This window comes from Pelomonas sp. KK5, from assembly GCF_001984095.1.
Classification (GTDB): domain Bacteria; phylum Pseudomonadota; class Gammaproteobacteria; order Burkholderiales; family Burkholderiaceae_C; genus KK5.
In genome coordinates, this window is the sequence record NZ_LYVQ01000027.1 from 1 (window position 1) to 23,167 (window position 23,167).

The window sequence follows — 23,167 nt, forward strand, 5'->3', positions numbered from 1 at the left end:
GCACCGCGCGGGCCAGCGAGGTCTTGCCGACGCCGCCGCTGCCGATCACGCTGACCAGGCGCTCGCGGGCCAGCAGCTCGCCGACCGCCGCCTCGTCCAGCTCGCGGCCGATCAGCGCATGCAGGGAGGCGGCAACGCTGGGCGCCGGGGCCGGCGCCGCATCGTCGGCCAGGGCCTCGGCGCTGAGCTGGTAGCCCAGGCCCGCCACGGTGGCGATGGCGCCCGCGCCGAGCAGCTTGCGCAGCGCGGCGATCTGCACCGAGACGTTGTTCTCCTCCACCACCAGGCCCGGCCAGGCGGCATCGAGCAGCTGCTGCTTGGTGACCATCTGGCCACGCCGCTCGACCAGCGCCAGCAGCACCGCGAAGGCGCGGGCACCGACGGTGACCGCGGCGCCGCGCACGCGCAGGAGCCGTTCGTCGGGGCGGATTTCCCAATGGGCAAAGCGGATCGCGGCTCTGGATACGGCGGGCACTGCGGGGACCTCGGGTTGGATCGGGCCGAATGTACCGCTAACCTCCAGCCTCGACGCATCCCCACGACTGGGACAAATAACCATGACACCCGCCCCGCAGATCGGCCGCGCCGAACGCCTGCAGATCCTCGATGCCGTCGAGCTCGTGCTCGGCGAGCTCTATGCCCATTTGAGCCTCAAGCGGGCCCGCTACGGCGTCGATCCGCTGCAGCGCCTGCAGATCCTGCGCTCCGACGCGCGCGGCCGCCAGGACGCGGCGGCCTTCCATGCCGAGCTGTCGGCAATATTCACGCAGCTGCGCGACTACCACACCCGTTACATCTGGCATCGCGAGCGCACCGGCCAGGTCGCCGCCCTGCCCTTCCTGGCGGAGATGTACGGGCCGGACGATGCGCCGCGCTATCTCGTCACCAAGATCGGCCGGGCCTTGAGCGCCGGCAGCTTCCGGCCGGGCGTGGAGCTGCTGCGCTGGAACGGGGTGCCGATCGACCGCGCGGTGCTGCGCCATGCCGAGCAGGAGTGCGCCGGCCGGCCCGACGGGCTGCGCGCCGCCGCGATGTCCACGCTCACGCTGCGCTCGCTGCAGTTCGGGCCGCCGCCGGACGAGCAGTGGGTCGTGATCGGCTACCGCATCGCGGACGACGCGCCGGAACAGGAGATCCGCCTGGACTGGCGCATCATCGCCGCGCCGCAGGCCCGGCGGCTGCAGGGCGGCGCGCCCAACGGCACCGGCAACCCGCACCTGCGCGCCTTCAACCGCGCGGCCGGCGCGGTGCGCCACGCCAAGATGGCGCTGTTCGCGCCCGAGGCGCTGGAGGGTCAGGTCTTGCGCCAGGCCCGCTGGCAGGACCTCGGCGCGGGCGTGCGCACGCAGGCGCTGGACACCTCGCTGCCCGACCTGCTGCGGGTGCAGCTGCTGCAGGTCGACGACGGTCCGGCGAAATCGGCAACCGTGGGCTACCTGCGCATCTTCGGCTTCGACGTGGAGCCCGCCGTGCTGCTGGGCGAGCTGCTGCACCTGATCCCGCAGCTGCCGCGCGAGGGCCTGATCATCGACGTGCGCGGCAACCCCGGCGGCAACATCGCCGCGGCCGAGCGGGCGCTGCGCCTGTTCACGCCGCATCCCATCGTGCCGACCAGCTTCGCGCTGCGCGCCACGCCGCGCACCCGCGCGCTGGCCCAGCCGCAGCTGCAGGAGATCGGCGCGGCGCTGCGGCCCTGGCGCGAGTCGCTGGACACCGCGCTGCGCAACGGCGAGCTCTACACGCGCGCCCACCCGCTGACCGAGCTGCAGGCCTGCAACGCGATCGGCCAGCGCTACGGCGGCACCGTGCTGCTGGTGGCGGACACGTCCACCTACTCGGCCGGCGACCTGTTCACCGCCGGCTTCGTGGACAACGGCGTCGGCCCCTTCGTCTGCGTGGGCCAGGCCACCGGTGGCGGCGGCGCCAATGCCTGGGACTACGGCGAGATCCGCGAAGCGCTGGCCGAGGCCGGCGTGCAGCTGCCCGCGCTGCCGAGGGACGTGGGCATGTCCTTCGCGTTCCGCCGCGCGCTGCGCGCCGGGCCCAGCGAGGGCCTGCTGATCGAGGACCTGGGCATCCCCGCCGCCAGCCGCTACGCGATGAGCCGCGACGACCTGCTGCACGGCAACCGCGACCTGCTGCGCCACTGCATCGGCCGGCTGCGCGCGGCCGGGCCGGGCAGCGCGATGGAGCTGGACCTGGCGAGCGACGAACAGGGCGCGCCGGTCTTGGTCGTCGAGACCCGCGGGCTCGAGCTGGTGGACCTGTACGTGGACGAGCACCCCTTCGGCAGCTTCCCGGTGCAGCGGCGCGGCCAGCGGCTGGAGATCGCGCTGGGCGCGGACGCGCGGCGCGTCGAGGCGCAGGGCTTTGCCGGCGGGCGCCTGCGCCAGCAGCGCAAGGCAATGCTGGACGACCAGGTTTCCGCCCGGTAAAGCCTGTCGGCGGCGGCACGGCGGATGCCGTTCCTGGGGTGTATTCCCCTGGAGTCCGCATCATGTCCTACCGCCTTCCGCTGCTGGCCCTCGCGGCCATCTCCGCCGCCGTCTCGCTGAGCGGCTGCATCGTCGCCCCCGCCCGCGGGGCCTATGCCTACGACGGCGCCGTCGTCACCGTGGCGCCGCCGGCGCCGCAGGTCGAGTACTACGGCGCCCCGCCGACGCCCGGCTACATCTGGCTGGGCGGCTACTGGAACTGGGTCGGCGGCCGCCACGTCTGGGTCGGCGGCCACTGGGAGGCGCCGCGGGCGGGCTACCACTGGGTGCCGCACGCCTGGGTGCATGCCGGCAACGGCTGGCGCATGGAGCCGGGGCGCTGGGAGCGCCACCGTCACGATTGAGCGTCAGTAGTAGGTCAGCGTCACGTTGATCGTGTCGGCGTACACCCCCGGCACCGCCGCCAGCTGGCGGGCCGGGATGCGGCCGTAGACCCACACCGTCTGGGCCGGCGCGAGGCCCAGCACGTCCAGCAGCAGCGAGAGATTGGCCAGTTGCGTGGCGCCGCTGCCGTCGCCGAGGATGGTCGTGTAGGACGCATCGGTATAGAGGTTGTAGTCCAGCGTGTTGGCGCCGCTGCGCAGCTTGCGGGTGCCGTAGCTGCCGCTGCTGCCGGTGCTGATCGCCACGGTCATCGGGATCAGCAGCCCAGCCACGCCGCCGCAGCTGACGCTGACGCTGCCGGTGCTGTCCGTCGGGCTGAAGGACATCGGGTTGTAGCTGCCGAAGGCCACGTTGGCCGTGGTCAGCGTGCAGGTGCACAGCGGCAGCACGCACAGCGCCCGCGCCGGCAGCGCCGCGGACAGCAGCAGGAACAGCACGAGCAGCATCTTCTTGGTCATCGCATCACCGGCAGGTCAATGAGCCCAGGTCGGGCAGGTCGTCATGATCGCGCTCGGGCGGCAGCACGAGCTCGAATTCGCAGTGGGCGCTGCCGCCGGCCCAGGCGGCCGACACGGTGTTGCGCCCCTCGGCCAGGCCGGCCAGGTAGCTGCGGCCATCCAGCCCGACCGGGAAGCGGCGTGCGGCACCGGCCTGCAGCATCGCACCCGGCGGCAGCGGCTGGCCCGCCGCGTCGAGCACCCGCAGGCTGGCCGCGCGCCCGCGCGTGACCGGGAAGGCGATGGTGCTGGCGCTGCGGGCGGCCGGGGTCAGGCGGATCTCCAGCGCCTCGAGCTCCACGTCCATCGGCAGGTCGGCCGCCTCCACGCCGACGCGGTTGGACTCGTAGCCGCGCAGCTGCGTGACGAAGGCCCGGCCATTGCGGTCGGTACGGGCCACCACCTGGTTGTCCTGCAGCACCCGCACGCCCGGCTGGCCGCCGACGTCCACCAGCGCCATGCCGCCGTCGATGCGGCGGCCGGCGAACAGGCTGCCGTCCAGCAGCGCGAGGCCGCCGCTGGCGCTGGCGCGGGCCTCGGTGTTGCCGTTGCGCCGCGCGATGCCGGCGCCGAGCACCGCGTGGTCGCCCTGCCAGCTGCCCTGGGCGAGCTGGTGGCCGCCGCTTTCGGCGAGCAGTTGGTAGCCGTAGTCGGAGCCGAGGCCGGGATTGCGCTGCAGCTGCACCTGGACCGGATTCACGGAGGAGCCGGCCTGCCCGCCCGATTGGCGCTGCGTGCTGACGCCGCCGCTGTAGTGCTGGCCCAGCGAGAAGTTCCAGCTGAGCGCCACCATCGTGGAGCCGCCCGGCATCAGGTCGCGGAACAGGGCCAGGCCGACATAGCCGCTGCGCCCCAGGTCCACGCCGTAGTTCAGCTGCGCCAGCCGGCTCGGCGCGCTGCCGCCGCGCTGGTCCAGCCAGCTCATGCCCAGCGACTGGCCGCGCCAGGAGGTGCCCAGCGCCAGCGTCAGCACCTGGCGCGGCACGCTCACCGTGCCGAGCTGGCTGAAGCCCGGGCTGGCGCGCCGCCACTGCACGCTGCCGCTCCAGTCGCGGGCCTGGCGGTCCAGGCCGGCCACCAGCAGCCAGCCGCTGCCCTGCTCGTCCGAGCGGCTGGCCGCGGCCGACAGCAGGCCGGTGCCCAGCTCCGGCCACAGCATCCAGCCCGAGGCGCCCAGCGCCTGCTGGTGCGGGCTGGCTTCGCCGCGCAGCTCGGTGGTGAAGCGGTTGCTGATCCCGCGCCGCAGGGTGGCGCTGAGCAGGCCGGGGCCGTAGGCGTTGCTGCGCACGCCGTAGTCCTTGCGCTGAGCGCCGACTTCGAGGCTGTAGGCGCTGAGGCCCGGCTTGAGCAGCGCCGGGCTCACGTAGTAGGGCGTGACGACGACCTGCTCGCGCCCCAGCAGGTCCTTGACCACGGTGCGGATCTCGCCCTGCCCGGTCACGACCGGCAGCTCCGCGAGGTCGAAGGCGCCGGCCTGCACCCGGCTCTGCAGGCGCTGGCCGTTGTTGACGTAAACGTCCAGCGTGGACGGCAGCGAGGCCTCGCCGCGCACCGTCGGCAGCGGGAAGCTCAGGTAGCCGGGCTGCAGCGAGAAGTCGCTGCCCCATTGCAGGCCGCCGAAGCGCAGCGCGCGACCCCAGGCGCCGGGCTCGCTGATCGCATCGCCGAGGCGCAGCGTGCGCAGCTGGCCGGGGTCGTCGTTCTGCCAGCGGGTGTCCAGCCGCACGCCACGGCCCTCGCTGCGCGCCACGCCGGTGCTGCTGAAGGCTCCATGCGGGCTGAACAGGCCCAGTTCCCACAGCGCATCGGCCACGCTGGGGCTGCCCGGCACCGTCTGCCACTGGGCGTCGTAGTTCAGGTAAGGCGCCCAGATCGAGGGCTGGGTGACCCGCGCCGCGCCGGCCCCGAGCTCCAGGCGCTGGTCGTCGAAGGCCGAGGCCGGGGCGCGGATCTCGAGCGTCTGGCTGGCCTCGTCGATGTGCCAGTCGACCGCGCCGGTGGCCAGCAGCAGGTGGACCTCGCCGTCGATCATCCGGGGCGCGGCATTGGGCAGGCGCAGGTGCAACTCGCCCCAGACGGCCGTCGGGATCGCCAGCCCCTCGCTGAGCCGCACCGCGCGCACCATGCCGTCCTGCGGCACGCCGTTGATCGTCAGCGCCAGCAGCAGGGTCTCGCCCCACTGCGGCTTGGGCGGCGGGAAGCCCTGGGCCACCTGCGCCCGCACGCTGCCGCCCTGCAGGAGAAGCCCGGCGGCAAGGAGAGGAAGAGCGATCCGGAGCACCCGGCTGAAGCGCGCCGCTTCAGGGCTTCGGCGCATCGGCGTCGTTCAGCGCCACCATGCGGATGCCGTCCTCGGTCTGGACCTGCACCTGGGCGACCCGCGATTCCGCCGGCAGCTTGAACACGCGCTGCTCGCCCGGGAAGATCACCGAGGGCCCGCCCTTCTGCGCCACGGCGGCCAGCGCCTCGCCACCGGGGCCCTGCAGGCGCAGCTCGGCCACCTTCAGGTGCACGTTGCCGGCGTTGTTGACCTGGGCGAGCAGCGAGCCGTCCGGCGCGCGGGTGACCTGCCAGCGCTCGCTGCGCCTGACCTGGGCCGGCGCCACGTAGACCGGCACCCGCATCGTCACCAGCACGCGCACGCTGCCGGAAAGCTGCTGGAAGTCCGCCGCCTGCGGCATCGGCACCTCGCGCAGGATGATGCGGTAGGTGCCCTCCTGGGCCAGTTCCTGGCTGCGGCGCAGGCCCACGCGCAGAACCTGGGTGGCGCCGGGCTGCACGGTGAAGACCGGCGGGTTGATGATCAGGTCGGTGGTCGGGCCGTCGTGGTCCTGGCCGTTGACGCGGGTCCAGAGGATCGCCTCGGCCTGCATCAGCACCGGCTCCTGGCCGTTGTTGATGACCTGCACCGTGCTGCGGTCGTTGTTGCGGTCCAGCCGCACATTGACCGGCATCAGCGTGACGTCGGCGGCCTGGGCTGCGAGCGGCAGCGCCGCGGCGACGGAGAAAAGGACGGACAAGAGATATCGGATCGCTCGGTTCATCATGCTCGCCTCCCTGGCGGTTCGTTGTGAACTCAGTAGCTGACGGTGACGGTAACAGTGTCTGTGTACGTCCCCGGAACGACGTTGGCAAGAGAGGGCAGGCGGCCGTAGATGTTCAGCGTCTGCGCGCTGCCACTGCCGGTGCCGCTGTAGGTGGCGCTGCTGGCGGTGCCGTCGCCCCAGACGCTGGAGTGGCCGGTGTCCAGGTAGAGCTGGTAGGCCAGCGAGCGGGCACCGCTCTTCATCGCCCGGGCGCTGAAGTTGGAAGCGCCGCCGGCATTGCTGCCCGCGTTCAGCGCCACGGTGTAGGGCGTGGTGTTGGTGCACTGCACGCTCAGCGTGGAGGTGGCGTCCAGCGGGGTGGCCGTGGCCAGCGGGTCGATGCTGCCGCCGAAGTTCAGCGTGGTGCCGCTGACGGTGCAGGAGCTGACGACGGTGGCGGTGACCTGGAAGGTGTTGCCGGCCGTGCCCGCCCAGGACAGGCAAGGCGTCAGCAGGGCGGCGATCAGGATGCGCTTGGCGTTCATGGTGTATTTCTCCCCGGGATGAAGTGTCGTGTCAAAGGGCACCGAAGGCGCTGGCCTCGGCAAGGGTCAGCAGGCCGCCAGGCGAGACGGCATCGTTCGGAAACAGGGCCATGCCGATCTCCACGGCCAGGCGGATGTGCGCGTCGCCGTGCTGGATCGGCTCGGCGGCCAGTGCGCCCAGGCGGCGGGCATAGGCGGTGGCCAGGCCGGCGTCTTCCAGCCGGGTCAGCACCACGCAGAACTGCGAGGGCGAGGGCCGCGCGACGATGTCGGCCTCGGAGCAGGCCAGGCGCAGCCGCTCGGTGACCTGCAGCTCCACCTGCTCGGCCAGAGCGGCAGGCAGCGTCGCCAGGCCTTCGATGCGCAGCACGTAGACCGCCAGGTGGCAGCCGTCCTGGGTGGCCTGGCGGGAGGCCTGGTCCAGGCGCTCGTGCAGGACGGCGTCGCAGCACAGGCCGGTCAGGCCGGCGCGCAGCAGCAGCGCCGGCGGCTCATCGCCGGCGGCCGTGCCGCGGCCCATGGCCTCGGCCGTGGCAAGGTGGTCGAACAGGGTTTCCAGGCCGGTGCCCTTGTCGTAGAAGGCGTCGGCACCGGCCCGCAGGCAGATCGGGCGCCAGGCATCGGCATCCTGGCTGGTGAGCACCGCGATGTGGCCGTCGAAGCCGCCGCGGCGCAGCGCGGCAAGCAGCTTGATGCCCGAGCCTTCGGCCAGGGCCAGGTCCGTCAGCACGACGTCCGGGCGGGTCCACTGGATCATCGCCAGCGCCTGGGTTTCGCCCATCGCCTCGCCGACCACCCGCATGCCGGGCATCTGGTTGAGGCGGCGGACCAGCAGGCGGCGGATCGCGGGCGAATCCTCGACAAGAAAAACATTCATCTCTTTTGCTCCCTGACTTGTTGGATCTCAGTGTTCCAAAAGCAGGGAGCGCCCGGCAGCGGGCGTTGCCGGCAGCGCCGGTGCAGCGATGCTGCAATCCGGCGTAGGGAAGTTGCCTACACGCCCGTCGCGTGGCCGACGCCCAGCCAGGCATCCAGCGGGGCCGGGTCGGCCCGCAGCGCGGCGCTGCCGGCGCGCAGCACGATGCCGCCGCGGTCCAGCACCAGCGCCTGGTCCGTCACCGCCAGGATCATCTGCGGATGCTGCTCGACGACGATGGCCGACAGGCCCTCCTCGCGGGTGACGCGGCGGATCGCGTTCAGCAGGTCCTCGACGATGATGGGTGCCAGGCCTTCCAGCGGCTCGTCCAGCAGCAGCAGGCGCGGGTTGAGCATCAGCGCGCGGCCGAAGGCCAGCATCTGCTGCTCGCCGCCGGAGAGCTGGTTGCCGAGGTTGCGGCGGCGCTCTTCCAGACGGGGAAAGAGTTCATACACGCGCTGCTCGGTCCAGGGGCCGGGGCGGGCGACGGCCGTGAGGTTCTCGGCCACCGTCAGCGACTTGAAGATGTTGCGCTCCTGCGGCACCCAGCCGATGCCGGCGGCGGCGCGCTTGTGAGCGGGCAGCGGGGTCAGGTCCTGCCCGGCCAGCCGGATCGTGCCGGCGTGCCGGCGGGTGACGCCGACCAGCGTGTCGATCAGCGTGGTCTTGCCGCTGCCGTTGCGGCCCAGCAGGGCGAGGGACCGGCCGGCTTCGAGGGAGAAGCTGACGTCGCTGAGGACGACGGCCTCGCCGTGGCCGCAGGTGAGGCCCTGCACATCGAGCAGTTCAGCCATGGCGGATCTCCGTGCTGCCGAGGTAGACCTCGCGGACTTTCGGGTCGGCGGCGATCTCGGCCGGCGCGCCTTCGGTGAGCATCGCGCCGTTGACCAGGACCGTGATGCGGTCGGCAAAGGAGAAGACCAGGTCCATGTCATGCTCGATCAGCACCACCGCAACCTCGGCCGGCAGCGCGGCGACGGTGGCCAGGATGTCGCCTCGCTCGGCGGCCGGAACGCCCGCGGCCGGCTCGTCCAGCAGCAGCACGCGGGGCTGCATGGCCACGGCCAGCGCGATCTCCAGCAGGCGGCGCTTGCCGTAGGGCAGCTGGGCGGTGGGCTGGTCGGCGTGGGTGTCGAGGCGGAAGCGCTCGAGCAGGTCCTTGCATTCGGCCTGCACCGCTGAATCCGCGCCGAGAGGCCGCCACCAGCGGTGCGCCCGCCCCTGGCGACTGGTCACCGCCAGCGCCAGGCTCTGGCGCGGCGTCAGCGAGGCAAAGAGCTGGTTGATCTGGAAGGTGCGCACGAGGCCGAGGCCGGCGCGCTTGTGCGAGGCCAGCGTGGTGATATCGCTGCCCATCAGCTCCACGCGGCCGCTGGTGGGCGCGAGCACGCCGGTGAGCTGGTTGATCAGCGTGGTCTTGCCGGCGCCGTTGGGGCCGATCAGTGCATGCCGCGCGCCGGGGGCGATGGCGAGCGAGACGTCCTGCGTCGCCGTCAGGCCGCCGAACTTCTTGACCAGATGGAAGGTCTGGAGAACCGGCGCGCTCATCGGCCCTTCCTCCACCACGTCCACGGCCGCAGCAGCCGCTCGCGGCCCACCATCACGATCACCACCAGCACCAGGCCGATCCAGAAGGTCCAGTACTGCACGGTGATGGCGGAGATCAGGTCATGCAGCACCTTGAAGGCTACCGCGCCGATCAGGCCGCCCCACAGCCAGGCCGGGCCGCCGATGATCAGCGCCAGCATCACGTCGGCGCTGCGGTGGAAGTCGAACACGTCGAGCGAGGCGAAGCCGGTCGTCTGCGCCAGCAGCGCGCCCGCGGCGCCGGCCAGCGCGGCGCCCAGCGTGTAGACCGCCGCCAGCCGGCCCTGCACCGACATGCCCAGCGCGGCCAGTCGCACGCGGTTGTCGCGCAGCGCCTGCAGCGAGACACCGATCGGCGAATGCACGATGCGCCGCAGCGCGACGAAGGCGACGAACAGCACGGCCAGCGAATAGAAGCTCGCCACGCGGGCGCCGAGGTCGAACTCGAAGGCCCCCAGCAGCGGGCCCATCACCACGCCCTGCAGCCCGTCGGTGCCGCCGGTGAGTCCGTCGAACTTGTTGGCCAGCTCGTACAGCACCAGGGCTACGCCCATCGTGACCATCAGCCGCGTCAGGTCCGTGCCGCGCACGATCATCGGGCTGGTCAGCAGGCCCAGCAGGCCGGCCCCCACCGTGCCGACGACCAGGCCCACCAGCGGATCGGGCATCACATGCTTGGCGAACAGCGCCGCGCCGTAGGCGCCCACGCCGAAGAAGGCCGCATGCCCCAGCGAGACGATGCCCGCATAGCCCAGCACCAGGTCCAGCGACAGCGCGAACAGCGCCAGGATCGCGATCTCGTTGATCAGCGCCGCATGCGAAGCGAACACCACCGGCGCCGCCCACAGCAGCACCCAGGCGGCGATCTCCCAGGCCCTCCAGCGGTGGGCGTGGTTCATTTGCCGCCCTCCCGGGTGAACAGCCCCTGTGGCCGCCACAGCAGGATCGCGATCATCAGCACGTAGACGATGAAGCTGCCCAGCTTGGGCGCGTAGTACTTGCCCATCACGTCGGCGATGCCGAGCACCAGCGCGGCGATCAGCGGGCCGGTGATCGACTGCGTGCCGCCGACCGCGCAGACGATCAGGAAATAGACCATGAACTTCAGCGGGAAGTTCGGATCGAGCCCGAGGATGTCGGCGCCCAGGGCCCCACCCAGGCCGGCAAGACCTGACCCCACGGCGAAGGTGACAAGGAACACCCGGTCGACCGGGATGCCCAGGCCCACCGCCGCCCGCGGGTCATCGACCGCCGCCCGCAGCCGGCTGCCGAAGCGCGTGCGCGCCAGCAGCGCCTGCAGGCCCACCGCCAGCGCCACGCAGACGCCGATGATGAAGATCCGGTACGCCCCCATGCCCAGCATCCACTTGCCGCTGCCGAACTCGAAGCGCTGGCGCAGGAAGTCGGGCAGCTGGATGTTCTGCTGCGAGGAGCCGATCAGGTAGTCCACCGCCGCCACTGCCATGAAGGTCAGGCCGATCGAGAACAGCACTTGGTCGAGGTGGGGCCTGCGATACATGTGGCGGTAGAGCAGGCGCTCCATCACTGCACCGAGCGCGGCGGTGACAACGAAGGCCGCCGGCAGGCAGGCCAGGAAGGGCCAGCCGGCGCGCTGCATCAGCAGCACCAGCGTGTAGCCGCCGGCCATCGCGAAGGCGCCGTGCGCGAGGTTGATGAAGTTCATCAGGCCCATCGTCACGGCCAGGCCGAGCGCGAGGATGAACAGCAGCATGCCGTAGGCGATGCCGTCGAAGAGCAGCGTGGGCACCCGGGTCTCCTCTCGCCTTTTGCTTTCTTTCTTGTCAGTCTGAATCGATCTCCGCCACGGTCGCGGGCGCGTAGCGGTGGCCGAGTATCGGTGCCAGCGCGGCTTCCGCGCGGCGGCGCTGCTCGGGTGAAAGCCGGATGGCGCTGGCGGCCACATTGCTCTCCAGATGGCCGACCTGCGTGGTGCCCGGGATGGCCAGGACCTGCTCGCCGTAGCCCAGCACCCAGGCCAGGCCGAGTTGGGCGGTCGTGCAGCCCACCTCGCCGGCCAGTTCGCGCAGCGCCACCAAGCAGCCCTTGTTGTGGGCCCAGACCTCGGGCTGGAAGCGCGGCATCGCGCGGCGCAGATCCTTGGGCTCGAAGCCCGACGGCTCGCCCAGCTCGCCGCCGAGGAAGCCGCGCGCCACCGGGCTGAAGGCGACGAAGGCCGTGCCCAGCTCGGCGCAGGTGGGCAGCATCTGCGCCTCCACGTCGCGGCTCCACAGCGAATACTCGGATTGCACCGCGGCGATCGGGTGCACCGCATGTGCGCGGCGCAGCGTGGCGCTCGACACTTCCGAGAGGCCGATCGCCCGCACCTTGCCCTCGCGCACCAGCTCGGCCAGCGCGCCGACGCTGTCCTCGATCGGCACCTTGTGCTTGTCCCAGCGGTGCAGGTAGAACAGGTCGATCACCTCGGTGCGCAGCCGGCGCAGCGAGTCCTCGCAGCTCTTCTTCAAGGTCTCGGGCCGGCCGTCGATCACGCGCACGCCGTCCACGCCCTGGATGCCGCACTTGCTGGCCAGCATGAAGCGATCACGATGAGGAGCCAGCACCTCGCCGACCAGTGTCTCGTTGGCGCCGAAACCGTAGAGCGCCGCGGTGTCGAAGAAGTCGACGCCGATCTCCAGCGCCCGCTCCAGCAGCGCCTTCGCCGCCTCGCGCGGCGGCGGCGTGCCGTAGGCATGGCTCAGGTTCATGCAGCCCAGGCCGATGGGCTGCACCTCGAACGGGCCGATGCGGCGCTTCATCGCGCTCATCAGGACTTGAGCTGCTGTTCCAGCTTGTGCAGCACCTGGTAGCAGGGCAACACCTGCGCCACGCTGGCGTTCGGCTCGCGGCCCTCGCGGATCGCGGCGATGAACTCGCGGTCCTGCAGCTCGATGCCGTTCATCGACACGTCGACCTTGGACACGTCGATCTTCTCCTCCTTGCCGTTGACCAGGTCGTCGTAGCGGGCGATGTAGGTGCCCGTGTCGCCGATGTAGCGGAAGAAGGTGCCCAGCGGGCCGTCATTGTTGAAGGACAGGCTCAGCGTGCAGATGGCGCCGTTCTGCGCCTGCAGCTGGATGCTCATGTCCATCGCGATGCCCAGCGTCGGATGGATCGGGCCCTGGATGGCGTTGGCCTTCACGATCGGGCTGCCGGCCTGGTAGGCGAACAGGTCCACCGTGTGGGCGGCGTGGTGCCACAGCAGGTGGTCGGTCCAGCTGCGCGCCTGGCCCAGCGCGTTCATGTTCGTGCGGCGGAAGAAGTAGGTCTGAACATCCATCTGCTGGATGTTGAACTCGCCGGCGGTGATCTTCTTGTGCACCCACTGGTGGCTGGGGTTGAAGCGGCGGGTGTGGCCGCACATCGCCACCAGGCCGCTAGCCTGCTGCGCGGCGACGACCTGCTCGCCGTCGGCCAGCAGGTCGCACAGCGGGATCTCCACCTGCACGTGCTTGCCGGCCTTCAGGCAGGCCAGCGTCTGGGACGCGTGCATCTGCGTGGGCGTGGCGAGGATCACAGCGTCCACGTCGGCGCGGGCCAGCGTCTCGTCCAGCTCGGTGGTCACGTGGCCGATGCCGTACTTGGCCGCCACCTCCTGGGTCTTGTCCAGCTCGCGGCCGACGACCGAGGTCACCGTGACGCCGTCGATCAGCTTCAGCGCATCCAGGTGCTTGATGCCGAAGGCGCCGGCGCCGGCGAGGGCGACGCGGATGGGTTTGTTGGTGCTCATGGTCAGTTGTTTTCCAGGATCAGATGGCCGACCGCCGTGTTGGAGGCTGGCACGTGATAGAAGCGGTGGCGCAAAGTCGGGGCGGGGCCGCCGGCGACATCGGACATCGCGCCGCGCGCGATCAGCCACATCACCAGCTCGATGCCCTCGGAGCCGGCCTCGCGGACGTAGTCGATATGGGGCTTCTCGGACAGGCCGGCCGGGTCGGCGATCAGCTGGTCCAGGAAGCGGTTATCCCACTCGCGGTTGATCAGCCCGGCGCGCGGGCCCTGCAGCTGGTGGCTCATGCCGCCGGTGCCCCAGATCTGCACGTTGAGGTCACCGTCGAAGCTCTCGACCGCGCGGCGAATCGCCTGGCCGATCTGGAAGCAGCGCCGGCCCGAGGGCACCGGGTAGTGCACGACGTTGACCGCGAAGGGGATCACCGCGAAGGGCCAGGCGCTGTCGGCCGGCTCTTTCTCCCCGCACATCAGCGAGAGCGGCACGGTGAGGCCGTGGTCCACGTCCATCTTGTTGACGATGGTGAGGTCGAAGTCCTCCTGGATCACCGACTGCGAGATGTGCGCCGCCAGTTCCGGGTGGCCCTGCACGACCGGCACCGGGCGCGCGCCCCAGCCCTCGTCGGCCGGCTTGAAGCTGGCCGCGGTGCCGATGGCGAAGGTCGGGATCAGATCCAGGCTGAAGGCGGTGGCGTGGTCGTTGTAGACCAGGAAGACGACGTCGGGCTTGTTCTCGCGCAGCCAGGCCTTGGAGGGCTCGTAGCCGGCGAACAGCGGGCGCCAGTAGTCGTCGCCGTCGCGCTTCATGTCGAGCGCGGCGCCGATGGCGGGCACGTGGGAGGTGTAGACGGAGGCGGTGATGCGGGCCACTTCAGATGTCCTTCTTGCTGCTGTCTTGCTTCGGCTGGGCATCGCCGTGCTCGCCGAGGCGGCGGTTGCCCTCCGCCGAGCGGCCGCCGGCCAGCATCATCGCGCGGTACTGTTCCTCGCTCATGCCGGTCATGCTGCCGGCCATCTGCTGGAAGCTGCGGCCGTCGGTGGCGCCGAGCTTGGCGAGGAAGTAGATGTTGCCGCCCAGGCGGATGCACTCGTTCAGGTCGCGGGCCATCACCGCGGCCTTCTGCGCCTCGGTCATCGGCCACTCGGCCAGGTAGGCCACCTCGTCGGCCTTGAAGCGCTCGCGGTTCTCGGCCTTCATCAAGGACATGCAGAACTGGTTGAGCCAATAGCCTTTGCGTGCCATGTCCGCGTCGAAGATGGTCGTGCCGGGGATGTCGAGGTACGGTTTGTTCAATGACATCAGCGTTGCTCCTCGGGCCAGTACAGCCGCATCGGGTTGTCGACGAGGAGTTTGCGCTGAAGTTCGGCGTTAGGCGCGATGTGCGGGATGAAGTCCACCAGCAGGCCGTCGTCGGGCATGTGGTCCTTCAGGTTCGGGTGCGGCCAGTCGGTGCCCCACAGCACGCGGTCGGGGAACTCCTCGACGATGCGCCTGGCGAAGGGCACGACGTCGCGGTAGGCGGCCTGCTCGCCGTTCAAGGCCGGCGGACCACTGTGGGACAGGCGCTCCGGGCAGCTCACCTTGCTCCAGACGTTCGGATGCTCGCGCATGAACTTCAGGAACAACGCGAACTCGGGGCCGTCGATGGGCTTGCTCACATCCGGGCGGCCCATGTGGTCCACGACCACCGTCGTCGGCAGCGTGGTGAAGAAGTCCCACAGCTCCGGCAGGTCGACCGCTTCGAAATAGATCACCACATGCCAGCCCAGGCGCTGGATGCGGCCGGCGATCTCCATCAGCTCGTCCTTGGGTGTGAAGTCCACCAGGCGCTTGACGAAGTTGAAGCGCACGCCGCGCACGCCGGCGGCATGCAGCGCTTCGAGCTCTTCATCGGTGATCGAACGGCGCACGGTGGCGACGCCGCGGGCGCGGCCTTCGCTCGCGATGCAGGCATCGACCAGCGCGCGGTTGTCGGCGCCGTGGCAGGTGGCCTGCACGATCACGTTGCGCGCGAAGCCGAGATGGTCGCGCAGCGCGAACAGCTGGGCCTTGCTGGCGTCGCAAGGCGTGTACTTGCGCTCGGGGGCGAAGGGGAACTCGTCGCCGGGACCGAAGACGTGGCAGTGCGCGTCCACGCTGCCGGGCGGCAGCTGGAAGCGGGGCTTGCTCGGGCCGGCGTACCAGTCGAGCCAGCCGGGGGTCTTGTCGAAGCTCATGGCGCTCCCGATCAGTCGATATAGCGCAAGCCGGCCTTGGCCAGCGGCTCGCGCATCTTGTACATGTCCAGGCCCAGCACACCGGACGCGAGCTGCTCGCGCTTGGCGCCCTCGTTGGCCTCGCGGGCCTGCGCGGCGGCCAGCACCTCGGCGACCTTCTCGCGCGGCACGCAGACGATGCCGTCGTCATCGGCCACCACCGCGTCACCGGGCCGCACCCACATGCCGGCGCAGACCACCGGCACGTTGACCGATCCGGGCGTGGCCTTGACCGTGCCCTTGGCGCTGATCGCCTTGCTCCAGACCGGGAAGCCCATCTCCTGCAGCGTCTTCACGTCGCGCACGCCGGCATCGATGATCAGGCCGCGCGCGCCGCGCGCCTGGAAGCTGGTGGCCAGCAGGTCGCCGAAGTAGCCGTCGGTGCACTCGGCGGTGACGGCGGCGACGACGATGTCGCCCGGCTGGATCTGCTCGGCCGCGACGTGCAGCATCCAGTTGTCGCCCGGTTGCAGCAGCACGGTCACCGCCGTGCCGCTGACCTGCGCGCCGCGGTAGATCGGCCGCATATAGGGCTGCAACAGGCCGACGCGGCCTTGCGCCTCATGGACGGTGGCGCTGCCCAGGGCAGCGAGGGCATCGGTGGCCGCGCGGTCCGCGCGGGTGATGTTGCGGTAGCAGACGCCGAGTTCGTACATGGTGTTCAGAGCCCCTTGGCCTTCAGTTGGGTGTCGAGACGCGCGAAGACGCGGCGGGCGTTGCCCTCGAAGATCGCCAGGCGGTTTTCGTTGCTGAGCGCGGCGGCCTCGATATAGCGCTTGGTGTCGTCGTAGTAGTGGCCGGTCTCCGGGTCGATGCCGCGCACGGCGCCGATCATCTCGGAGGCGAACAGCACGTTCTTGACCGGGATCACCTTCGTCAGCAGGTCGATGCCCGGCTGGTGGTAGACGCAGGTGTCGAAGAAGATGTTGTTCAGCAGGTGATCGCTCAGCAGCGGCTTCTTCATCTCCTGCGCCAGGCCGCGGAAGCGGCCCCAGTGGTAGGGCACCGCGCCGCCGCCGTGCGGGATCAGGAACTTGAGCGTCGGGAAGTCCTTGAACAGGTCGCCCTGCAGGCACTGCATGAAGGCCGTCGTGTCGGCGTTCAGGTAGTGGGCGCCGGTCGTGTGGAAGCAGGCGTTGCAGCTGGTGCTGACGTGGATCATCGCCGGGATGTCGTACTCGACCATCTTCTCGTAGATCGGGTACCACGAGCGGTCCGTCAGCGGCGGGCTGGTCCAGTGGCCGCCGGAGGGATCCGGGTTCAGGTTGAGGCCGACATTGCCGTACTGCTCCACGCACTTGACCAGCTCGGGGATGCAGGTGGCCGGGTCGACGCCGGGGCTCTGCGGCAGCATCGCGGCGGGCACGAAGTGGTCGGGGAAGAGCTGGCTCACGCGGAAGCACAGCTCGTTGCAGATCGCGGCCCAGGTGGACGAGGTCTCGAAGTCGCCGATGTGGTGGGCCATGAAGCTGGCGCGCGGGCTGAAGATGGTCAGGTCGCTGCCGCGCTCCTGCATCTTCTTCAGCTGGTTGGTCTCGATGGACTCGCGCAGCTCGTCGTCGCTGATCTTCAGCGCCGAGGCCGAGGGGCCGCGGCCGGGCAAGGCGGCGACCTGCTGGTCGCGCCAGGCGCCGAGGGCGGCGGGGGCTGTGGTGTAGTGACCGTGGACGTCGATGATCATGGTGTGGGTGGGGCCATGCCGTGGCCCAGCTTGAGGTCAGCCGCCGAGGCGGCACAGAAGAATTCGAGCAGGGCTTGCGCGCCTTCGGATGCGTCGGCACCGAGCGCGGCGCTGAAGCGCGTTCGGATGGCGACGGCCTCGGGCAGCGCGCCGAGCAAGGTGATGCCGGGGGCGCCCTGCAGTTCGGAGCGTTGCTGGAAGCCGAGGTCCACCTCGCCGCGCGCCAGCAGCGTGGCGACGGGGATGCCGGTGGGGGCTTGCATGAGTCGCGGCTTCAGCGTTTCCGTCAGGCCCCAGGCCTCGAAGCGCTGCAGCAGGGAGGTGCCGCTGGGACCGGTCGAGTAGCCGATGGTTTTCGCGGTCAGCACCGCATCGCGCAGTGCGGTCTCGTTGCTGATGTCCGGCGCCGCGCGACCCTCGGGCACTGCGACGACCACTTCCGAATCGGCGAAGGAATGCACCGCCTGGACGAAGCCCTCGGCAGCCAGCTTCTGCAAGGCGTCCTCGGCCAGCAGCACGAGGTCGAAGCGCTCGCCGGCCCGGATGCGCCTGGCTACGTCGACGCCGCCGCCGGATTGGAGATCGACGGGCCGCCCGTGCGCCTCTGCGAAGCGGGCCGCGAGGTCCGCCGCCAGCGCGCGGGTGGCCATGGAGGTGATGCCGGTGAGGGTCTGCATGGGAGCCGATTGTGTTCAGCCCAGCCCTATCGGCCTAGTTCTGGCTCCGGCTAGCTGGTATATCAATCTGGCATAGTCAAAGCCATGACGCTCACGCAGATCGAAGCCTTCGTCCTCGTCGCCGAGCACGGCAGTTTCAGCCGCGCCGCGCTCGTCGCCGGCATGGCGCAGCCGCTCTTGAGCCGGCAGGTGCGCGCGCTGGAGACCGAGCTGCGCGAGACCCTGCTGCTGCGCCACGGCCGCGGCGTGCGCCTGACCGACGCCGGCCAGCGCCTGCTGGAGCACGGGCAGGACATCCTGCAACTGGTCGGGCAGGCCCGCGCCGACCTGCAGGCGCTGCGCAACGAGCCGGTGGGCCGCATCACGCTGGCGATGCCGCCGACGCAGGCGCGGCTGCTCACGCTGCCGCTGGTCCAGCATTTCAAGACCGCGTTCCCGCGCGGCGAGCTGGCCATCATGGAAGGCTTCTCGGTGCACCTCACCGAATGGCTGCTGACCGGCCGCTGCGACCTGGCGATGATCTACAACCCCGAGCCGCTGCCGGCACTGGACATCCTGCCGCTGCGCCGCGACGAGCTGTGCCTGTTCAGCGCCGCCGACCAGGCGCCGAAGAAGGGGCCACTGTCGCTGGAGGCCCTGGCCAAGCTGCCGCTGGTGCTGCCGCAACGGGGTCAGATCTTTCGCAGCCTGCTGGAAGCGGCCGCCGCGCAGGCCGGCGTGCAGCTGAACGTGGCCTGGGAGGTCTCCAGCGTGCCGGCCATCATGGATCTGGTCGCCGCCGGCATCGGCCACGCGGCGCTGGACGAGAACGCGCTGCAGGCCTACGGGCAACCGGGGCGCATCAAGCTGACGCGCTTCAGCGACGCGAGCCTGCTGAGCAGCACGCTGTGCCTGGTGACGCCCGCAAGCCGGCGCGCCACGCCCTTGATGCGGCAGCTCGCAGCGGTGCTGGTGCAGATGGTGAAGTCGCCGGGCTAGCGGCCGGCGGCGGCGGCGGCCACGATCGGCTTCGGCACATAGGCCGTGTACCCATCGGACAAGGTGGACAGGAAGGCCACGATGTCGTCGATCTCGCGCGCGTTCAGGCGCGGCTGGCCGTTCTTCAGCGGCTTGAAGGGCACATCGGCATTGACATTGCCCCAGTAGCGCTCGGGCAGGTCGTCGTAGCGGCGCGGCTTGCCGGCGGCATCGCGGCCGTACCACTTGGCCGGGTTGGTGTCGCGGGTGGCATAGAACTCGACCACATCGCGCAGTGAATGCATCGCGCCGTTGTGGAAGAAGCTCTTCTTGCGGGCCACGTTGCGCAGCGTCGGCGTGCGGAAGGCGCCGCAGTATTCCGGATGGCTGGCCAGGTCGCTGCGTAGCGGGCCGCACAGGCCCAGGTCGAAGAAGGCCGGGTCGCGGTTCGCGGGCAGGCCGGCATTGCGCGGCACCGCCAGCGCGACGTGGCCGAAGTCGCTGAAGATCGGCAGGTGGCTGCCCGGGTTCTTGTGGCTGCTGGTGTGGCAGCTCGCGCAATTGCCCTTCTTCATGTCGTTGAACAGCGCCAGCCCGCGCAGCTCGGCCGGTTTCAGCTCCGCCTCGTCGCGCAGGTAGGCGTCGTACTTGCTTGTGAAGGCGTGGAACTCGGCCGGCGAGCCCTCGTAGGCTTCCAGCGCGACGGTGACCCAGGCGATGCTGGCCTTCAGGTCGTCGAACACGTTCTCGCCGGGCGCGCTCAGCAGGGCCTTGAACTCGTCGGCGTAGGGTGCCTTCATCAGCCGCTGCAGCACTTCACGATGATCCTTGTTGCCCATCTCGTTCGGGTCGAGCAGCGGCATCAGCGCCTGGTCGTGGCCGGTGTTGACGCGGCCGTCCCAGGTGCGGCCGCCGGTCGGGCCTTCGTCGTCGCCGCCGCTGCCGTTGGGCTCCGACTCGTAGAAGTGCTCGGTGAAGGCGATCGGCGAATGCAGATAGGTCAGCGAGGGCGTGCTGCGGAAGCCCAGCCGGTCCAGCTTCGGACCGCCGGGCTGCACGGCCAGCGCGTTGGGCGGGCCGAAGGCGCTCTTCGGGTCATGGCAGCTCGCGCAGGACTGCCGACCCGAGGCCGACAGGCTCGGGTCGAAGAAGATCTTGCGGCCCAGCGCCTGCAGGTCCTCGACCTTGGGCCGGTCGCCATAGACGCCGGGGTGGTACAGCTCGGTGCCGATCTCGGGCAGGGCCTCGCCGGAGCAGGCCCAGGCGATGGCGATCGGCAGCGCCAGCGCGCCGGCCGTCAGGGCGGCAACGAGCCCGGACTTCAAGACCGGTCGTTATTGCTACGACGGCGGCCGGCAGCGGCAGCGACGCCGGCCATGCCCAGCAGCATCAGCGCCATCGACGCCGGCTCCGGCACGGCGGACACCGCGGTGACGCGCAGGCCGAAGGCGTCGGCAGCCACCGACGGATCGGCGTCATAGCCCGAGCCGCCGGTGTAGTAGGCGACGGCGCCAGGCAGCCGGCTCAGGCCACCGGTCGGCAGCACCAGGCCCTGCACGCCATTGCCATCGGTCTCGACGGCGATGAAGTAGGTGCCGGCGTCCAGCGTCCAGTTCAGGCCCGACTGGCCGATCCAGCCGCCGTTGCCGGTGAAGGTGGCGCTGAACTGCTGCAGCTGGCCCTGCTGGTCGGCGAAGAAATTGATGGCCGGCACCAGGGCGCCGCCCTTGCTGGTGGCGGCGTACAGCGCCACGGTGAAGCCCTGGCCCTCGTCGAAAGCGGTCGACTGCACGTAGGTCAGGACGCTGTCGATCGTCGTCTTCGAACTCAGCGTGAAGCTCTCGGCCATCCAGTCCACGGCGTCGATGCTGAGGGCGCCGACAACGCCGCCACTGGGCTTACCGGTGTCGAGGACGGTGGTCGTGGCCGCGTTTGCCTGAGAGGCGAAGCAGGCCGCCGCGACAAGGGCCAGCGCGGCGCGGTTGAAGGTGTTCATGGGTCGAGGGCTCCGGAGCTTCTTCGTTGTCGTTCGGGTGTCGTCGCCGGCCATCACTGCACCGGCGCGATCGTCGCCTGGCCGATCAGCTTGGTCGGGCCGTAGGCCGAGGTGAAGCCGTAGACGTTGAGCACGACGTTGCCGCTCTGCAGGATGTTGACGACGGCGTAGACGTAGTCGCGGTCGGTCGGCGCCAGGCCCGAGGCGCTGGCCTTCGGGTCGAAGGGCGAGCCGCCGGCGCCCACGATCACCTGCCACGAGGGCGGCAGCAGGCTGCCGCTCGGCGCTGCCTTGGGCTGGCCCATGCTGAAGGTGTGCTGATGGCCGCTGAAGTAGGTGGCGCCGTAGGTCTGGATCACGTTCCAGAAGGCGTCGCGGTTGGCGGTGGTGTAGGCGTTGGCATCGAGGCCGGCCAGCTTGCCGCCGTTGCCGGCGTAGTTGTAGGTGTAGGCCGGCTTGTGGCCGAAGACGAAGAAGCCCCGGGCACCGCGCAGCTTGGCGGCCTGCAGATCCTGGTTGAGCCAGTTGACCGGCGCGGTGTTGTCGTTGCCGCCGGAGACGTCGTTGTTGATGACGACGAAGTGGCTGCTGCCGACGTCGAAGCTGTAGGAGAGCTGGTTCTGCGGCGCGGCGGCCAGCACCTTGGCATTGCCGGCCACGAAGGGATAGTCCATGGCCGCGTGGTCGGCCAGGTCGACGTGCGACAGCGCCTGGCCGTTCGGCAGCATCGCGGCCAGGCGGGCCTGGTCGAGGATCAGGTCGCCCATATTGGCGCGGAAGGCATCCTCGTTCTGCGGGATCGCATTCTTGCCGCCATTGACGCTGCCCAGCGAATCCCCGCCGCCCGCCAGCGCGGTGCCGCAGATCGTCTGCGGCACGTAGGCGCCGGTTGTCGCGTTGATCGACGGCGCCGCGGTGGCCGTACGGCACTGCGTCTCATGGTTGCCGGGCACCGGCACGACGTAGGTGCCGGCCTCCATCAGCGTGGCGGCCATGCCGCGCCAGTAGGCGTACTGCGTGTAGAAGCGCACCAGGTCGGAGTTGACGACCGAGTTCACGTCCGTCACGGCGGTGGACGGGCTGGCGTTGCCGTAGCCCAGCACCATGTCGCCATTGAAGAACAGCAGGTTGGCCTTCTTCGCCGCGATCTCGCGCAGGATGCGGCCGAAGGCCTTGGTGTTCTGCATCCACATCACGTCCTGCCCGCTGAGCGGCAGTTGCGACGTGTCGGGCGCCACGTTGTCCTGGCGGGAATCGCCGACGGTGGCGAAGGACAGCACGACCGGATCGCTGGCGCTCTGCGCCTGCGCGCCGGCGCAGGCCAGCGCGGCGGCGGTCGTGAGGAGGGTCATCGCCCAGGCGGCGAAAGGCTTCTTGTTCTGCATGTGCACCTCGGCTGGCTCGTTCGTTTGTTCGTTCGTGGGACGGCCGTCATGCAGCCGCGGGGCGGGAGCATGTCAAGGAACGATGACGGGATGAAGTCAGCGTGGGTTGCGCTGGGATCAGCTGCGCTCGGAACGCCCACAGCCTGGACTATCGCAAAACAAATCAGGACGGGAGCCCGTAGATCATCCTGTTGCCGCGGCCTATCGTGATGTCACCGCAACCCTCCATGAACTGGAACCACCATGAAGACTGTTCTCATCACCGGCTGCTCCTCCGGCTACGGCCTCGCCACCGCCCACCACTTCCACGCGATGGGCTGGAACGTCATCGCCACCATGCGCAAGCCGCGCCCCGAGCTGCTGCCTCGGTCTGAGCGGATGCGCGTGATCGCGCTGGACGTGACCGATTCCGACAGCGTCGCGTCGGCCCTTCTCGCCGCCGGGCCCATCGACGCCCTCGTCAACAACGCCGGTATCGGCCTGGTCGGCGCCTTCGAAGCCACGCCGCTGGGCGTCGCCCGCGAAGTCTTCGAGACCAACACCTTCGGCGTCATGGCGATGATGCAAGCCGTGATTCCGCAGTTCCGTGAACGCAGGGCGGGCGTCATCGTCAACGTCACGTCCAGTTGCACGCTCGCGGCCTTCCCGCTTGCAGGCGTCTACACGGCGAGCAAGACGGCGGTCGAGGGTCTGACCGGTTCGGTCGCCCACGAACTCGATGCATTCAACATCCGCGTCAAGCTGGTCGAGCCCGGCTACGGCCCGAGCACACGCTTCACCGAGAACGGCGGTCAGCGCATGCAAGGCCTGATTCCGGAAGCCTACCGGTCCTTCGCCGATCCGATCTTCACGGCCTTTGCCAATCCGGGTGCGGTCACGCACGAATCGGAGGTGGCCGAAGGGGTCTGGCAGGCCGTCCACGACATGACGAAGCGCCTGCACTTCGCCGCCGGAGCGGATGCCTTGGCCCTTGCCGACGCCAGGGCGCATTGACCGGTATCTCTGTTCCGCATCCTTC

Annotated in this window: 25 protein-coding genes; 4 read left to right on the forward strand and 21 right to left on the reverse strand. The window is 70.2% G+C overall.

Features of this window, described 5'->3' with window-relative positions; translation table 11 throughout:
* On the reverse strand, positions 1 to 475 hold a 475-nt coding region (locus B0W88_RS06015; protein ID WP_198937784.1), incomplete at its 3' end, for a winged helix-turn-helix domain-containing protein.
* Between the two features lie 82 nt (positions 476 to 557).
* Between B0W88_RS06015 and B0W88_RS06020 the strand changes: the two genes are divergently transcribed.
* Positions 558 to 2,435, forward strand: a complete 1,878-nt coding sequence (locus B0W88_RS06020; protein WP_077033755.1) for a S41 family peptidase — start codon at positions 558 to 560, stop codon at positions 2,433 to 2,435.
* Between the two features lie 62 nt (positions 2,436 to 2,497).
* A complete protein-coding gene (locus B0W88_RS06025) occupies positions 2,498 to 2,839 on the forward strand; it encodes a YXWGXW repeat-containing protein (RefSeq protein ID WP_077033756.1) in 342 nt (113 codons plus the stop codon).
* 3 nt (positions 2,840 to 2,842) lie between these two features.
* Here the strand turns inward: B0W88_RS06025 and B0W88_RS06030 are convergent, their stop codons facing one another.
* The 17 genes from B0W88_RS06030 to B0W88_RS06110 form a co-directional block, all read right to left on the reverse strand.
* Positions 2,843 to 3,337 (reverse strand): spore coat U domain-containing protein, encoded by a 495-nt coding sequence (locus B0W88_RS06030; RefSeq protein ID WP_077033757.1) that lies wholly within the window; start codon positions 3,335 to 3,337, stop codon positions 2,843 to 2,845.
* A 4-nt stretch (positions 3,338 to 3,341) separates the two neighbouring features.
* Positions 3,342 to 5,693: a fimbria/pilus outer membrane usher protein gene (locus B0W88_RS06035; protein ID WP_083748612.1), complete on the reverse strand. Its 2,352-nt coding sequence runs from the start codon at positions 5,691 to 5,693 to the stop codon at positions 3,342 to 3,344.
* Positions 5,677 to 6,420 (reverse strand): molecular chaperone, encoded by a 744-nt coding sequence (locus B0W88_RS06040; protein WP_158080806.1) that lies wholly within the window; start codon positions 6,418 to 6,420, stop codon positions 5,677 to 5,679. The genes B0W88_RS06035 and B0W88_RS06040 overlap by 17 nt, the downstream gene beginning before the upstream one ends.
* Positions 6,421 to 6,452: 32 nt before the next feature.
* Entirely contained in the window at positions 6,453 to 6,947 is a 495-nt protein-coding gene (locus B0W88_RS06045) for a spore coat U domain-containing protein (RefSeq protein ID WP_077033760.1), read from the reverse strand.
* A gap of 31 nt (positions 6,948 to 6,978) precedes the next feature.
* Positions 6,979 to 7,824: a response regulator gene (locus B0W88_RS06050; RefSeq protein WP_077033761.1), complete on the reverse strand. Its 846-nt coding sequence runs from the start codon at positions 7,822 to 7,824 to the stop codon at positions 6,979 to 6,981.
* A 116-nt stretch (positions 7,825 to 7,940) separates the two neighbouring features.
* Complete coding sequence (locus B0W88_RS06055) at positions 7,941 to 8,657, reverse strand: ABC transporter ATP-binding protein (RefSeq protein WP_077033762.1); 717 nt, start codon at positions 8,655 to 8,657, stop codon at positions 7,941 to 7,943.
* The gene (locus B0W88_RS06060) at positions 8,650 to 9,411 is read right to left on the reverse strand and encodes an ABC transporter ATP-binding protein (protein WP_077033763.1); all 762 of its coding nucleotides are present in this window, start codon (positions 9,409 to 9,411) and stop codon (positions 8,650 to 8,652) included. Before B0W88_RS06060 ends, B0W88_RS06055 begins: the two co-directional genes overlap by 8 nt.
* The gene (locus B0W88_RS06065) at positions 9,408 to 10,349 is read right to left on the reverse strand and encodes a branched-chain amino acid ABC transporter permease (protein WP_077033764.1); all 942 of its coding nucleotides are present in this window, start codon (positions 10,347 to 10,349) and stop codon (positions 9,408 to 9,410) included. The genes B0W88_RS06060 and B0W88_RS06065 overlap by 4 nt, the downstream gene beginning before the upstream one ends.
* Positions 10,346 to 11,218 (reverse strand): branched-chain amino acid ABC transporter permease, encoded by an 873-nt coding sequence (locus B0W88_RS06070; RefSeq protein WP_077033765.1) that lies wholly within the window; start codon positions 11,216 to 11,218, stop codon positions 10,346 to 10,348. Before B0W88_RS06070 ends, B0W88_RS06065 begins: the two co-directional genes overlap by 4 nt.
* A gap of 34 nt (positions 11,219 to 11,252) precedes the next feature.
* Positions 11,253 to 12,236 carry an aldo/keto reductase gene (locus tag B0W88_RS06075; protein WP_369973846.1) on the reverse strand — a complete coding sequence of 328 codons (984 nt, stop codon included), beginning with the start codon at positions 12,234 to 12,236 and terminating at the stop codon, positions 11,253 to 11,255.
* Positions 12,236 to 13,198, reverse strand: a complete 963-nt coding sequence (locus B0W88_RS06080; RefSeq protein ID WP_077033766.1) for a Gfo/Idh/MocA family oxidoreductase — start codon at positions 13,196 to 13,198, stop codon at positions 12,236 to 12,238. The genes B0W88_RS06075 and B0W88_RS06080 overlap by 1 nt, the downstream gene beginning before the upstream one ends.
* A gap of 2 nt (positions 13,199 to 13,200) precedes the next feature.
* Positions 13,201 to 14,067: a class III extradiol dioxygenase subunit beta gene (locus B0W88_RS06085; RefSeq protein ID WP_077033767.1), complete on the reverse strand. Its 867-nt coding sequence runs from the start codon at positions 14,065 to 14,067 to the stop codon at positions 13,201 to 13,203.
* Position 14,068: 1 nt separating this feature from the next.
* Positions 14,069 to 14,497, reverse strand: coding sequence for a protocatechuate 4,5-dioxygenase subunit alpha (ligA, locus tag B0W88_RS06090; protein ID WP_077033768.1), 429 nt, complete (start codon positions 14,495 to 14,497; stop codon positions 14,069 to 14,071).
* Entirely contained in the window at positions 14,497 to 15,414 is a 918-nt protein-coding gene (locus B0W88_RS06095; protein ID WP_077033769.1) for an amidohydrolase family protein, read from the reverse strand. The genes ligA and B0W88_RS06095 overlap by 1 nt, the downstream gene beginning before the upstream one ends.
* 11 nt (positions 15,415 to 15,425) lie before the next feature.
* Positions 15,426 to 16,109: a 4-carboxy-4-hydroxy-2-oxoadipate aldolase/oxaloacetate decarboxylase gene (gene ligK, locus B0W88_RS06100; protein WP_077033770.1), complete on the reverse strand. Its 684-nt coding sequence runs from the start codon at positions 16,107 to 16,109 to the stop codon at positions 15,426 to 15,428.
* Between the two features lie 5 nt (positions 16,110 to 16,114).
* Entirely contained in the window at positions 16,115 to 17,134 is a 1,020-nt protein-coding gene (locus B0W88_RS06105) for an amidohydrolase family protein (RefSeq protein ID WP_077033771.1), read from the reverse strand.
* Positions 17,131 to 17,811: a substrate-binding domain-containing protein gene (locus tag B0W88_RS06110; RefSeq protein WP_077033772.1), complete on the reverse strand. Its 681-nt coding sequence runs from the start codon at positions 17,809 to 17,811 to the stop codon at positions 17,131 to 17,133. The genes B0W88_RS06105 and B0W88_RS06110 overlap by 4 nt, the downstream gene beginning before the upstream one ends.
* A gap of 84 nt (positions 17,812 to 17,895) precedes the next feature.
* Here B0W88_RS06110 and B0W88_RS06115 point away from each other — a divergent pair, with 84 nt between their 5' ends.
* Entirely contained in the window at positions 17,896 to 18,789 is an 894-nt protein-coding gene (locus B0W88_RS06115; RefSeq protein ID WP_077033773.1) for a LysR family transcriptional regulator, read from the forward strand.
* Here B0W88_RS06115 and B0W88_RS06120 read toward each other — a convergent pair.
* Genes B0W88_RS06120 through B0W88_RS06130 form a run of 3 tightly spaced genes read right to left on the reverse strand, consistent with a single transcriptional unit; the run spans position 18,786 to position 22,149 of the window.
* Positions 18,786 to 20,093 (reverse strand): cytochrome-c peroxidase, encoded by a 1,308-nt coding sequence (locus B0W88_RS06120; RefSeq protein ID WP_077033774.1) that lies wholly within the window; start codon positions 20,091 to 20,093, stop codon positions 18,786 to 18,788. The two genes, B0W88_RS06115 and B0W88_RS06120, sit on opposite strands and share 4 nt — an antisense overlap.
* Positions 20,090 to 20,764 carry a PEP-CTERM sorting domain-containing protein gene (locus tag B0W88_RS06125; protein WP_077033775.1) on the reverse strand — a complete coding sequence of 225 codons (675 nt, stop codon included), beginning with the start codon at positions 20,762 to 20,764 and terminating at the stop codon, positions 20,090 to 20,092. Before B0W88_RS06125 ends, B0W88_RS06120 begins: the two co-directional genes overlap by 4 nt.
* A gap of 53 nt (positions 20,765 to 20,817) precedes the next feature.
* Positions 20,818 to 22,149 carry a metallophosphoesterase gene (locus B0W88_RS06130; protein ID WP_077033776.1) on the reverse strand — a complete coding sequence of 444 codons (1,332 nt, stop codon included), beginning with the start codon at positions 22,147 to 22,149 and terminating at the stop codon, positions 20,818 to 20,820.
* A gap of 243 nt (positions 22,150 to 22,392) precedes the next feature.
* Here B0W88_RS06130 and B0W88_RS06135 point away from each other — a divergent pair, with 243 nt between their 5' ends.
* Positions 22,393 to 23,142, forward strand: a complete 750-nt coding sequence (locus tag B0W88_RS06135) for an SDR family oxidoreductase (RefSeq protein WP_077033777.1) — start codon at positions 22,393 to 22,395, stop codon at positions 23,140 to 23,142.
* The last annotated feature ends 25 nt before the right edge of the window (positions 23,143 to 23,167 follow it).